Below are 13,100 nucleotides of genomic sequence, written 5' to 3'. Positions count from 1 at the left end.
GGGTGGAGCCGGACGGGGCGTACCGGGTGGAGAGTCCTCCTGGACGTACGGGTGGAGAGTCCTCCCGGGGGTCTACGTCGCGCTCCACCCGCTGAACTCGACCGTGCCGCGCGCCCCGCCGCCCCCGTTGGTGGCGGTCATGAACAGCCCCGCGTCCTGCCGGGCCGCCGCGCCGGGCACCCGTACGGCGGCGACCTCGCGCCAGGTGGTGCCCGCGTCGGTGGAGCAGGCGCCGGTGAAGGTGTCCCCGGTGCGGCTCAGCCGCAGCAGCACCGGGGCCGTGACCCCCTTCAGGCTCCGGTAGGTGTCCAGGGTGCCGTCGCCGGTGCTGTCGTAGGAGAGGACGACGCCGTTGCCGGGGGTGGCGGCGAGGTTGAGGAAGCCGGGGGCGCCCGCGGTGGCGAGGCTGTCGCGCACGATCAGGCCCGCGCGCGCCCAGGGCCCGGTCACCGCCTGGCTGTCCACGGACACGGTGAGGACCCCGCCGTCCGCGAACACCCCCGCCCGGTAGAGGGTGCCGAACTCCGCGGTGCCCTTCCAGAGGTCGGCGCCCGCCCCGTCGACGGCGAAGCGGTCGTCCAGCTGCCCGAAGACCGCCGCGTTGGTGGTGACGGTGCGCCAGCCGTCCGCGAGCGGACCGGCCTCGAAGAGGGTGCCCCGCTGCACGGCCTCCACCCGCCGCTCGCCCTCGGGCCCGTACCGCGCGGTGAGCGTGTACGGGAGCGGGCGCAGCGGGCGGTCCAGGGGTTTGGCGGGGGCCTTGGCCCGCCAGCGGACGGTGCCGGTGCCGGCGGGGGCGACGCGAGGCAGCCGGGCGGGGCCCTCGGGCTCGGCCTCGACACCGGTGAGGGTGAAGTCGACGGGGCCGGTCGCGCGCAGGCCGTTGACGTTGCGGAACTCGGCCGTGAGGCGGGCGCGGCCGCCGGGCGGGAAGGCGGGCGGCTCGCTGCTCACCGCCAGCCGGCCCTGGTAGGGCGCCCGGGCGAGCACCGCGCGGACCCGGGAGGCGGTGCGGTACGGGTCGGTGACCGGGCGCAGCGGATAGTCCTTGCGGGTACGCGTCCAGGGCTCCTCCACCGCGAACCAGTCGACCTCCGGCGGCTCCTCGCCGGTGTCCAGCGCGTCCTGGAGCAGGTCGAGCCACCTGCGCCAGCGCGGCAGGTAGAACTCGCCGATCAGCCCGTGCCATTCGCGGTTGGCGTACTCGTGGAGCTTGCCCGGGTCGGCGGTGCCCCGCTCGCCCCAGACGGTGAGGAGGACCTTCGCGGTGCGCTCGAACTCGGCGCGCTCGGCGGCGGTGGTGCCCATCCGGCGGGCGGCCTCCACCCAGGGGCCGAGGAGGAAGGCGCGGTGTCCACCCGTCAACTCCTCCGCCAGGTGCATGAGTCGCAGCCACAGCCGCGCCAGCTCCCGGAAGGTCCCGGCGTCGCCCCGCTCGTAGGCCGCCCGCAGCTGGGGCAGGTACTGGCGGCTGCGGTGGGCGAGGGCCTGGCGGGCCACGTCCACCAGGTCGTAGGCGTAGGCCTGGCCCCGGCGGCGGGCCGGGGCGACGGCGAGCAGCCCGGCGAGGGCGGCGTCGAAGCGGCCGGGATCGTAGGCGAGCGCGGGTGGCGCGTAGGCCGAGGAGCGCTCCGCGCTCAGCGAGGGCCGGGCGGTGAACAGCGAGTCGTGTGGGTCGCTGCGCTCCTTCGCGGTGTGCTGGTACGCGGTTTCCTCAAGTGCCCGCCAGGCCGCGCGGGCCCCGGGGTCCCGGCCGCCGTAGCGGAAGTCGGCGTACCCGGCGAACCAGTCGGCGCGGTCGGGGGCGCTCTCCCGCCAGGCGAGTTCGGAGAACAGCTCGAAGGCGGCCGGGTCGCGGTCCACGGCCTCCGGCAGATAGGCGGTTCCGGTCAGCGCGCTGTCCGGCTTGTCGCGCCAGGCGAAGAACTTCCGCGTCCACAGGTGGGCGCGGGCGCCGAGGGTGGTGCGCCCGCCGAAGTTGGGGATGGTGCCGAAGGCGTAGGGGGTGCCCGCCCAGTCCTTCTCCCGGTCGGTGACGCTGGAGAAGCGGTCGGAGACGCCGTCGACGATGAGCATCCGCTCCTTGTCCACCGCGTCCAGCAGCTCGGGCAGCGGATTGGCCTCCCAGCCGAGGATGACCCAGGTGCCCTCCGGATGGGCCGCCCGGAGCGCCCGCTGCACCCCGCGCGCCGCCTCCGGCACCGGTACGTCGCCCGCGGTGCCGCCCTCGTGCAGCAGGTCCATCTTGAAGTGCCGTGCCTCGCCGAAGAGTCGGCGCTGGTGGCGGTAGAAGGAGGCGGCCACCGAGGCGAAGGAGTCGGTGCGCGGGTCGAGCCAGTCGGGGCGGGCGAAGCCGTGCCAGGTGCCCTGCGGGACGACATGGGCGTCGCCTCCGTTGCGGTCGACGAAGCCGTCCGGGACATGGCCGTAGTAGCCGGGCAGCACCGGGGACATGCCGAGTTCGCGCAGCCGCGCGGTGATCCGGCGGCCCAAGTCGGCCCGCCCGGCGATCAGTTCGGCGGAGAGCGGGCCGCCGTATCCGGCCAGGTTCTGCAGCAGCCACCAGGGCTGGTGCGAGGGCGCGGGCAGCCAGGCGCGCGCCTCCGCGTCGCTGTAGCCGAACTCCTTCAGCACCCGGTGGTAGACCGCCTCCGCCCCCGCGATGACCATGACCTCGTTGCAGCCGTGCAGCGCGAGCAGGTCGATCATCCGCTCCCAGTACGCCCAGTCCGCGTACGGGGCGGTGTAGCCGTCGCTGGTGTCGTTGAGCACGAAGCGGTGCTTCAGCGTGGTGGAACGTTCCAGCGGGCGCCGCGGGGCGGGCAGCCGGTCCGGCAGGTCCAACTGCGCCCCGTTCCAGGCGAGATGGGCCCCGCAGACGTACTTGAGGTACCAGTGCACCCCGGTCAGCAGGGTGGCCGGGCCGGTCGCCTCGACGGTGAGGTGCCCCCGTCTTCCGGTGACGCGGAAGTGCTCGCGGCCCTCGTGAGGGGGCCGCAGCCGGAGCGTGAACTGCTCGGCGTGGTGCGGCAGCAGGCGCCGCAGGGCGGCCCGGGCGGCGTCGGTGCCCCGGTCCTCGCCGGCGCCCGGAGCCGCGGCAGGCGGCCCGGGCGCGGCAGCGGCGGAGGTGGGGAGCGCGAGGGCGGAACCGGCGCCGAGGGCGCCCGCGGCCCCGAGGACCAGTCGGCGGGGCAGACCCGAGGAGCCCGGAGCGGGCGGCGGAGACGACGGCGGCGAGAGGGGCGGGGTGGACGCCGAGGAGGGGGGAAGGTGCGGGGGAACGGTCACGGAAACCCCAAGCTGTCGTACGGGCGACGGAGGTACGTGCCCAGCGCACGCTAAGTGGGCGCGCACACCGGAGCAAGGGTCCTGCGCACCTTCCGTGTCGCCCCGAACGCGCCGCGTACGCGCCCCGCGGCCGGAGCTGACGCTCGCTCAGGGGGCTTTCGCACGGGCGGGTTTCGGCCGTCCAGGGGTCGGGGGCTGAGGGCCGGGGGATCTCCGAGCCGGGTGGAGGCGGGCTGTACGCCAGGTTCTGTCGCCCGGGGCCTCGCGGCGCTGCGGGGGCCCGCCGCACTCGGGTGGAGGGATCCCCGGGCGCAGGTGGAGGAGCCGCCGTACCCGGCTGGAGAGATCCCCGTACCCGGGTGGAGAAAGTCCCGGAGGTCAGGTGGAGGAGTCCCCGAGCCGGGTGGAGGAGGAGTCCCTGAGCCGGGTGGAGAAGGAGAAGCGGTCGCCGCGGTAGAGGCTGCGTACGCGTTCCAGGGGGCGGCCCTCGGTGTCGCGGGAGATCCGGTGGATGAGGAGCATCGGAAGGGCGGGCGGAGTGCCGATCAGGAGTGCCTCGCGGGGCGTGGCGAGCACGGTCTCCAGGCGCTCGTCGGCGTCCCCGAAGGCGATGCCGAGGCGGTCGTGCAGATAGGAGTAGAAGGAGGAGTCCGGGTCGAAGTCGGTGTCCAGATGCGGTACCCGCTCCGCCGCGACATAGGTCGACTCCAGGCCCATCCGCTCCTCGTCCGCCAGCAGCACCCGCTCCAGGTGCCAGACCGGCTCCCCCGGCCGGAGCCCGGTCTCCTCGGCGAGCGCCGCGTTGCAGGGGAAGCGGTCGAGACCGATCAGGTTCCGGCCCGGGGTGCGCCCCTGCCTGCGCACCCCCTCGGTGTAGCTGACCAGCGAGAGGGGCTGCTCCAGCTTGGGTCCCGCCGCCACGGTGCCGCGGCCCTGGCGGCGCAGCTTGCCCTCCAGGAGCAGATCGCGCAGGGCCTGCCGCACGGTCTCACGGGCGACCTCGTAGCGTTCCGCGAGATCCCGCTCGGTCGGCAGCGCGTTGCCCTCCGCCAACTCGTCCACGAGGAGGGCGATCCGCGCCTTCACCGCGTAGTACTTCGGAATCCGGCCGTGCTCGGGGATCCCGGAGCGCACGGGGGCGCCGGGTGCCTGGTCGTTCGGGTAGTCCACCGGGGAATCGTTGCAGACGACCACGGAGTCGGGGGGCGGCGGGGCCGTGCCGCCCCGCTCCGGGCCGCCCCGCTCCGGGTGGGCCCGTCCGGTACCGGGCGCGCCCGGTACCGCCGCGCCCCGCGCCCGGTCAGCGCGCCGCCGCCGCGATCCGCAGCCGGGTCGGTGCCCTGCCGCGCGGGGGCAGCGGCGGAAAGCCGTCCGCGCCCGGGGTGAGGGAGCCGAGGACGCTCGGGTGGGCGGCGCCGGTGCAGGCGGGGACGGTGGCCGGGAGGCCGTGCAGGCTCAGGAAGCCGAGCACGGCGAAGGCGTAGGCCTCCTTCGCGGCGGACGGCAGGCCGAGCTCGTCGGAGGTGCGCAGCGGCAGGGCGCCGAGTTCGCGGCGGAGCATGGCGAGCAGCGTCGGGTTGCGGGTGCCGCCGCCGGAGGCGATCACCTCGGTGCCGCCGACCGCGCGGACCGCCTCGGCGACGGTGCGCGCCGTCAGGGCCGTGACGGTGGCCACCACGTCCTCCGGCGGCAGGGGGTCGACCAGTCTCAACCGCTCGCGCAGATAAGGGAGATGGAAGAGTTCCTTGCCGGTCGTCTTCGGGGGCGTGCGCGCGTAGTACGGCTCCCGGAGCAGGTGCGCGAGCAGCGGCGGGTGCACGGTGCCGCGCGCCCCGAGCCGCCCGTCGGCGTCGTAGTGCAGCCGCCCCTCGGTCAGATACCGCACCGCGGCGTCCAGCAGCGCGTTCGCCGGTCCGGTGTCGAAGGCCACCGGCTCCTCACCGGCCGCCGCCGCGGTCAGATTGGCGATGCCGCCGAGGTTCAGGGCCACCGGCCTGCCGGGGCGCCCGCGCAGCCACAGCACGTCGAAGGCGCTGACCAGGGGTGCGCCCTGGCCGCCCGCGGCGACGTCCCGGGCCCGCAGGTCGGAGACCACGGGCAGCCCGGTGCGTTCGGCGATCCAGGCGGGCTGGCCGAGTTGCAGGGTGCCGCGGACCCGTCCCGCCTCGGTCCAGTGGTAGACGGTCTGCCCGTGCGAGACCACCAAGTCGGCCCGGCCCGCGCAGAGTTCGCGCCGGGCGCGGTCCGCGGCCCCGGCGAAGGCCTGCCCGAGGGCGGTGTCGAGGCGGCAGACCGCCTCCATCGTGGTTGCGGAGGGCGGGAGTTGGGCCGCGAGCGCCGTCCGCACCTCCTCGGGGTGCTCGCCGCCGAACCAGCCGAGGGGGTTGAGGAGCAGGGTGGCACCCGGGTCCCCGCCGGGGCCGATATCGGCGTCGGTGCCGGTAGCGCTGTGGGCGTCCTCGAAGGTCAACTCGGCGGCTGCCGCGTCGATTCCGTCGTACGAGGTGCCGGACATCAGGCCGATGACCCTCATCGCCCGCCCCTCGCGTACCCCTGCCCGCACCTCGCGCGGCGCGGCCCGCACCTCGCGTACCGCCGTCCGCTCCCCGCGTACCGCCGCTCGTCCCTCATGCCTCGCTCCTCGTCGGCGGTGCCTCGTGGTCCGCTTCGCGCAGCGGGCGGCGGTGGGCGTCGCCGCGCAGGGTGAGGAGGGCGCCGATGCTCACCAGGCAGGTGGCGGCCACGTAGTAGGCGGGGATGTCGGCGTTGCCGGTGTGTTCGATGAGTTCGGTGATGATGAGGCCCGCCGAGCCGGAGAAGATCGCGTTGGAGAGGGCGTAGGCCAGGCCGAGGCCGATGTAGCGGACGTCCGTGGGGAACATCTCGGCGAGCATGGCCGGTCCCGGCCCCGCCGCGAGTCCGACCGCGGCGCCCGCCGCGCAGACGCCGAGCCCCTTGGCCCAGGTCGGGGCGGAGCCGTCCTGGAGCAGGCTCATCAGGGGGAAGGCGAGCAGGACGACCAGGACCATGCCCGCGACCATCACCGGGCGCCGGCCGATCCGGTCGCTGAGCATCCCGGCGGGCAGGATGACCGCGGCGAAGCCCAGGTTCGACACCACGGCGGCGAGCAGCGCCTGCTGGAAGCTGGCGTCGAGCGCCACCTGCAGATAGCCCGGCAGGACGACCAGGAAGGTGTACCCGGCCGCCGACCAGCCCATCAGCCGCCCGGCGCCCAGCGCGATGGCCCGCGCGGTGGCCCGGGGGCCCGCCCGGTCCACCGGTGCGCGGGCGGCGTCCTCACCGGGTGGCCGCCCGGCGGCGGTCCGCCGGAAGGACGGGGTCTCCTCCAGGCGCAGCCGCAGCCAGAGCGCGATCAGGCCCAGCGGCAGGGAGAGCAGGAAGGGAATCCGCCAGCCCCAGTCGTCGAGTTGGCCGGCGCTGAGCACCGTGGCGAGGAGCGCGGCGGCGCCCGCCCCGCCGAGCAGGCCGAGGGCCACGGTGAAGGACTGCCAGGCGCCGTAGAGCCCCCGGCGGCCCGGCGGCGCGAACTCGGTCATCACCGCCACCGCACCGCCGAACTCCCCGCCCGCGGACAGGCCTTGGACGATCCGTACCGCCGTGAGCAGCCAGGGTGCCGCCGCCCCGACCGTGGCGTACGTCGGGAGGAGCCCGATCAGCGTGGTGGCGCCGCTCATCAGCAGGACGACGAGGATCAGCACCGGGCGCCGCCCGATCCGGTCCCCGAGCCGCCCGAAGACGGCGGCGCCCACCGGGCGGAAGAAGAAGGCGAGCGCGAAGGAGGCGTAGGTCTTGACCAGGCTCTCCAGGTCGCCGGTGCCCTCCGGGCTGAAGAACTGCGCCGCGATGGTGGTGGCGAAGTAGCCGTAGACACCGAACTCGTACCACTCGATGAAGTTGCCCACCGAACCGGCCACCAGGGCGCGGCGCCGGCCGGGCGGGGCCTTCGGCTCCTCGCCGTGCTCGCGCTGATCGACCGGCTCGTTCATCGGCTGCCCTCTCGCGTCACCATCCGAGAAGGGTCCGCTCCGGCGGACCCGCGCACAAGACTCCGTACCGGGCCCGGTCTCTTCCGTGCCGGGCCCGCTCCCCCGCGAGCCGGGACCGCTCTCCTCGGCGCCGGGCCCGCTCCCCCACGTACCGCCGGTGGAGTCGCTCCTCGTCCCCCGGGTCATCTGGACTGCTCCCAGGCCGACTTGAGGATCGGGTCACCTCGTGGTCAGGCCGGGCCGCGAGGGGTCTTCCGGGCCAACTTCCTTGCTAAGCGCAGCAGTACGGTCCCGGTCAGCAGGAACACCGCCGCGAGGGCGGTGAGTTGGGGGAGATGGCGTTGGCCGGTACGGGCGAGTTCGGGGCGCGGCCAGGAGTCCGGGAGCCCGTGGCCGCCGGTGGTGTCCGCGGCGCCGGTGTCACCGGGCTCGGGGTGACCGGACTCGGGACGACCGGGCTCCGGGTGACCGGCGCTCTCCCGGGACTCGCCCTGCCGGGACTCCTCCGTGAGCGGTCCCTCCGGGGGCTCCGGCCGCTCGGTGGCCTCGGGTGCGCGGCCGGTGGCGGAGAGCAGCGTGAAGCGGTGCGGCGCGGACTGCCCGAACCAGTCGCCGTCCCCGCCCCGGCGCCGTACCACCGTCACCTCCGCCGTCAGCTCGTCCGGGGCCGCGTCCCGGGCGAAGGCCAGCCGCATCCGCACCCGGCGGGTGTCGCCCGCGGACAGCCCGAAGCCCTCGAACCCGGGCCCCGCGAAGACCCCGATGGTCTCCCCGCGGTCGGTGTGCTCGCGCTGCACCGGCCGCCACCGCCCGCCGTCGTGGAACTCCATCCGGACCTGTCCGGGGCGCAACGTCCCACCGCTGTCGACGAGTACGAGCAGGGGGTGCAGCGCGCGGCACCGGGTACGGGTGGTGTTGGTCAGCTCGACCGTCCAGTTCCGCGGGGCGGCGCCCGCGCGAAGGCGCGGCTCACCGGCGGCGTCGAGGCGCGCACGGACCGGGAACTCGGCGCCCCGGGCGGCGCACTCGCGGGCCGGGGCCGCCACCGGGGACGATTCCGCGGCAGCGGCCGGGACCGCGCCGACCAGCGGGCCGGGGCCGGTCACCAGGCCGAGGAGGGCGAGCGGGGCCAGGGCGGCGGCGAGGGCGCGGGCTCCGGCGCGGGCTCCGGCGCGGGCGCGGACTCCGGCGCGGGCTCGGGCTCGGGCGGCGGTGGGTGCCTGGCTCCGGGGGCGGGCACGTCCGCGCGCAGGGGGGCGGCTCCCGGCCGCTGCCGGGCCACCCCGCGCCCGCGCCCCGGTGGCTCGCGCCTCGGCCCCCGGCTCCCCGCTTCCCCTTCCGCTCCCGCTCCCGCTCCCGCTGCTGCCGTCTCTGCCGGCGTCTCTGTTCCCGTCTCTGTTTCCGCTTCCGCTTCCAGGTCGGCTGTGCATGCCATGCCTCCTCCCGCGGCGCGGCGTACGCCACACCCCGCTACCCCCGTTCAGCGGCGGCCTTCCGCCCGTTCGGCGGGGCCGGGCAGCGGCCTGGGCCGGGCGAGGAGGCCGCGGATCCGGCGGCCGTACCCCGGGAACGGGACGGCGGCACCGGCGGACCGCGCCTCCCCCGGCGGGCGGCGACCCCGTACGGCGCCGGGTGTGCTCCCTGCCTAAGCTGGCGCCATGACTGGCACGCACCCCCTGCGCACCGGGCTCGTGGGCTACGGCCTCGCGGGTTCCGTTTTCCACGCCCCGCTGATCGCCGCGACCGAGGGGCTGCTCCTCGACACCGTGGTCACCGCCAACCCCGAGCGGCGGGAGCAGGCGCGGGCCGAGTTCCCGGAGGTGCGCTTCGCGGCGGGACCGGAGGAGCTGTGGGCGCGCGCCGGTGAACTCGACCTGGTGGTGATCGCCTCGCCGAACAAGACCCATGTCGCCCTCGCGCGGGCGGCCCTGGAGGCCGGACTGCCGGTCGTCGTGGACAAGCCGCTCGCCGGTACGGCCGCCGAGGCACGGGAGCTGGCGGCGCTGGCCGAGGAGCGCGGGCTGCTGCTCTCGGTCTTCCAGAACCGCCGCTGGGACAACGATTTCCTGACCCTCCAGGAACTCGTCCGGGGCGGTGAACTGGGCGAGGTCTGGCGCTTCGAGTCCCGCTTCGAGCGCTGGCGGCCGCGGCCCAAGGGCGGCTGGCGCGAGTCCGGCGACCCCGAGGAGATCGGCGGGCTGCTCTACGACCTCGGCAGCCATGTCGTCGACCAGGCGCTGGTCCTCTTCGGCCCGGTGGAACGCGTCTACGCCGAGTCCGTGGTGCGCCGCTCGGGCGCCGAGGCGGACGACGACACCTTCTTCGCGCTCACCCACCGCGGCGGGGTCCGCTCCCATCTGTGGGCGAGTTCGACGGCGGCCCAGCTCGGGCCGCGCTTCCGGGTGCTCGGCTCGGGCGGCGGCTATGTGAAGTACGGACTCGACCCGCAGGAGGCCGCGCTGCGCGAGGGCCTGCGCCCCGACTCGGAGACCGCCTGGGGCGTGGAGCCCGAGTCGCTGTGGGGCCGCCTCGGCTCCGGCGAGTCCCCGCTGACCGGCGGCGGCAAGCCGGTACCCACCCGGCACGGCGACTACCCGGCGTACTACGCGGCGGTGGCCGCCGCCGTCCGCGGCGAGGGCCCCAACCCGGTCACCGCGCGGGAGGCCGCCGCCGCCCTGGACGTCCTGGAGGCCGCCCGCCGCTCGGCCCGCGAGGGCGTGACAGTGACGCTGGGGTGACTTCGGACGCCGGGGTGGCCGCGGACACTGCGGACACTGGGGTGACCGCAGACGCCGGGATGGCCGCGGACACCGGGATGACCGCGGACACCGGGATGACCGCGGCACGGACTCTGGGCTGACCGTGGAGTGGGGCCGGGGCATTGCGCCCCGGCCCGCTCGCCGCCCCGCACGCTTCCGTCAGGCGGCGGCGCCCTCCGCCCGCGCCTCCGGCTGCTCCCGCTCCCGGTAGAGGACCGCCCGTTCGACCGCGCTCCAGGTCGTACTGGTGACGACGTAGAGCGCGGCGGCGAGCGGCAGTACCGCGACGCTGATCAGGGTCAGGAAGGACATCAGCGGCAGCACCCTGGTCAGGGCGCCGAGCCCCGGGGCCGGGCGCCCGTCCTCGCCCGCCGGGAGCAGCGGGCCGGAGGCGGCCATGCCGCGCCGGGTGCGGCGGAGACTGGCCGTGGCCACGGCGGCGACCAGCAGGAAGAGCGCCAGATAGACGAGGCCGGGCGCGCCGAAGGGGCCGCCCTCGGCCAGGGCCTCGTGCCAGCGCCCGCCGAGCGGGACACCGAGGAGGGTGTGCCCGAGCAGGGCGTTGGGCTCGCCGCCGATGCTGCCGCTGGAGAACAGGTGGTAGAGCAGGAAGAACGCGGGCAGTTGCAGCAGGCTCGGCAGGCAGCCGGAGAGCGGCGAGACCTGGTGCTCGGCGTGCAGCGCGGTGAGCGCCCGCTGCAATGCCGCCGGGTCCTTCCGGTGCTTCGTCCGCAACGCGGCGATCTGCGGGGCGAGTCGGGCCCGCGCCCGCTGCCCGCGCGCGGCGGCCAGGGACAGCGGCAGGACGAGCAGCCGTACCAGTGCGGTGAAGACCACGATCGCGGCGGCGGTGGCGGAGTCGTGGCACAGGGGGTCGAGCAGGTCCGCGAGAGACGCGACCAGGTCGGCGAAGACGGACAGCGATGCCATGGGAGGAGCCCTCCGGGGGTCTCGTCGTGCCGGTCGCCCCTTGCGGATGCCGAAGGGGGGACCGGGAAGGGAGGAGAAGACCTCGGCAGGACGGACCGTACGGACGGGGCGGCGCGGTCGGGCGCCCCGCCCGGGAGGCGGGCGCACGGCGGGGCCGCGTACCCCGGGGGCACGCGGGCGGTTCAGCCGGTGCGGCGCTTCCTCATACGGCCGTCACGGGCCGGCACCCCGGTGCCCGGGGCCTCGGGCGCCCGGCGGCGTCGGGATCGCGCTGGGGCAGGAAGGCGGTGCGCCGGGCCCGGTCGCGGATCGCGGTACGGACCCGGGCGTGCGGCACCGCGGGCACCGCACGCGCGGCGAGCAGGGCGCAGAGCGCGAGCAGCGAACCGGCCGCCGCGGTGGCGGCGAGCGTCATGGCGGCGCCGAGCATCCCCGCCTCGGCGAACAGCACCTCGGAGAGGACCACCAGGAGCGGCAGGAGCAGCCGCCGCAGGAGCGCGGGGTGCGCGAGGGCGGTCAGGCGGGTCGGGGCCGGGATCCGGTGGGTCGGGGCCGGGATCCGGCGGGTCGGAGCCGGGATCCGGCGGGAGCGCGTCGCCGCCGGAGGTGCGAGGGCGGTCATACGGGCCGGAGCCGGGGCCCGGTGCGGGGCCGCCGCCGGACGTACGAGGACGCCGGTCGCGCCCAGGTCTCCACCCGTGCCCATGTGCCGCTCGCCCTCCCCGCTTCGTACCCCGGTGGTCCCGATTGTCCCGGTCGTCCCGGTCGTTCCGGCTGTCCACCTGCCGCGTTCCCGCGCCCGCACTTTTCGTTCCTGTCCGCGAGCCCGTGAACGCACCCGCAACGCCCCCGCGGACGCGCTCTGTCCGGTTATACCCGAGAGCCGGGGCCCGGCTGCTCCACCCCAGGGAGGAGATCGACCGGCCGCCGATGCCGCGCTGCTCACACTCCCGGCACCGTTCGTTTCAGGTGGCCGCAACCGCAGTACCGTGTCCGCATGCGCCCCGAAACGTCAGCCGATTCCGTCGACCACATCGCCGAAGCCGAACGCCTGGAGCGCACCGCCGGGCTCTACCCAGAGGACGCGGAGCAACTGCTGCTGCAGGCGGCCGCCCATCTCGAACTCGCCGGTGCCCGCTCCCGCGCGAGCACCCTCTACGACCGTCTGCTCAGCGCCGCCCCGACCCCGCTGGAACGCCCCGACCTGGTCAAGGCCCTCAAGGCGGCCAATCTGTGGGAGTACGGGCACGAGGCCGAGGCGCGCGCCAACCTCGACGGGGTACGGCTGGCGGCACCGCGCGAGGGCGCCCCGTACGTCATCGCGGGTGAGGCCTACGAGGCGCACGACGACCTGGACGCCGCCCACGAGACCTTCACCGAGGGCGTGCGCCAACTGCTCTCGGCGCAGGCTCCGGCGGCCAAGGACCTGCAACCGCTGCTGGTCGGGCGCCACCGGGTACGCCGGATGCTCGGCGCCGAACACGACGAGTGGGACGCGCTCGCCCAGGAGCGGCACACCGGCCCGGTGGCCCTGGACGAGCTGCACGACCCCAAGCGGGTCTGGTCGCTGGGCTCGGACAACCCGGCCGAGATCCAGGCGGAGATCTCCCGCCTCAACGCCGAACTCGGCGCCTACCGCGCCGCCTTGTCCCGCCCCTTCCCGGTGGCCGTACTGCACTGGCCCGCCGCCGAACTCGCCGAACTGCTCGCCGCCTACCCCTCGTTGGCCTCCGAGTACCCCTCGCACGGGGAGCACCTCGCGGCCATAGAGTCCAGCCTGCGCGAACTCGCCGACTCCGGCACCGCCAATATCGGCATCGTCTCCGCCACGGTCCCCTCCTACGAGGCCTTCGCCGCCTCCGAGGGCAGCTCCCCCGCCGACACCGAACTCCTCCCCCAGTACGCCACCACCCTCGCCGCCCGCGGCCGCGCCACGGCCTGGCCCCCGGCCGCGACCGACACCTGCTGGTGCGACTCGGGCCGGACGTACGGGGAGTGCCACGGGGCGGGCTGAGGCCGCGGCGGCCGGGTGCCCGCCCCGCTCCACGGCGGTGCGGGCACCCGCGCTAGCCTCGTCCGGTAGCCGCACCTGGGGCGGTATCCGCAGCTCATCCCG

At 75.8% G+C, this 13,100-nt stretch carries 9 protein-coding genes; 2 read left to right on the top strand and 7 right to left on the bottom strand.

Annotated elements, in window-relative coordinates:
• Positions 1–72: 72 nt before the first annotated feature.
• From HFV08_RS00685 to HFV08_RS00665, 5 genes are all read right to left on the bottom strand, one after another.
• Positions 73–3,183, bottom strand: a complete 3,111-nt coding sequence (locus HFV08_RS00685; protein ID WP_168535601.1) for an alpha-N-acetylglucosaminidase — start codon at positions 3,181–3,183, stop codon at positions 73–75.
• Positions 3,184–3,666: 483 nt separating this feature from the next.
• Positions 3,667–4,458: a GntR family transcriptional regulator gene (locus tag HFV08_RS00680; protein ID WP_168534750.1), complete on the bottom strand. Its 792-nt coding sequence runs from the start codon at positions 4,456–4,458 to the stop codon at positions 3,667–3,669.
• A gap of 130 nt (positions 4,459–4,588) precedes the next feature.
• On the bottom strand, positions 4,589–5,821 hold the full coding sequence (locus tag HFV08_RS00675; RefSeq protein ID WP_168534748.1) for an anhydro-N-acetylmuramic acid kinase: 1,233 nt from the start codon (positions 5,819–5,821) through the stop codon (positions 4,589–4,591).
• Between the two features lie 94 nt (positions 5,822–5,915).
• A complete protein-coding gene (locus HFV08_RS00670; RefSeq protein WP_168534746.1) occupies positions 5,916–7,295 on the bottom strand; it encodes an MFS transporter in 1,380 nt (459 codons plus the stop codon).
• A gap of 230 nt (positions 7,296–7,525) precedes the next feature.
• The gene (locus HFV08_RS00665; protein ID WP_168534744.1) at positions 7,526–8,401 is read right to left on the bottom strand and encodes a hypothetical protein; all 876 of its coding nucleotides are present in this window, start codon (positions 8,399–8,401) and stop codon (positions 7,526–7,528) included.
• A gap of 552 nt (positions 8,402–8,953) precedes the next feature.
• Here HFV08_RS00665 and HFV08_RS00660 point away from each other — a divergent pair.
• A complete protein-coding gene (locus HFV08_RS00660) occupies positions 8,954–10,033 on the top strand; it encodes a Gfo/Idh/MocA family oxidoreductase (protein WP_168534742.1) in 1,080 nt (359 codons plus the stop codon).
• A 180-nt stretch (positions 10,034–10,213) separates the two neighbouring features.
• Here HFV08_RS00660 and HFV08_RS00655 read toward each other — a convergent pair whose 3' ends face one another.
• Entirely contained in the window at positions 10,214–10,984 is a 771-nt protein-coding gene (locus tag HFV08_RS00655) for a YidC/Oxa1 family membrane protein insertase (protein ID WP_168534740.1), read from the bottom strand.
• Positions 10,985–11,186: 202 nt separating this feature from the next.
• Positions 11,187–11,606 (bottom strand): DUF6412 domain-containing protein, encoded by a 420-nt coding sequence (locus HFV08_RS00650; protein WP_376770549.1) that lies wholly within the window; start codon positions 11,604–11,606, stop codon positions 11,187–11,189.
• A gap of 375 nt (positions 11,607–11,981) precedes the next feature.
• Here HFV08_RS00650 and HFV08_RS00645 point away from each other — a divergent pair, with 375 nt between their 5' ends.
• The gene (locus HFV08_RS00645) at positions 11,982–12,998 is read left to right on the top strand and encodes an SEC-C metal-binding domain-containing protein (RefSeq protein ID WP_168534738.1); all 1,017 of its coding nucleotides are present in this window, start codon (positions 11,982–11,984) and stop codon (positions 12,996–12,998) included.
• Positions 12,999–13,100 lie beyond the last annotated feature (102 nt).

It is taken from the genome of Streptomyces physcomitrii (assembly GCF_012273655.1).
Classification (GTDB): Bacteria; Actinomycetota; Actinomycetes; order Streptomycetales; family Streptomycetaceae; genus Streptomyces; species Streptomyces physcomitrii.
Note: the sequence above shows the minus strand (reverse complement) of the source record. Positions and strands in the feature narration are given on the sequence as shown.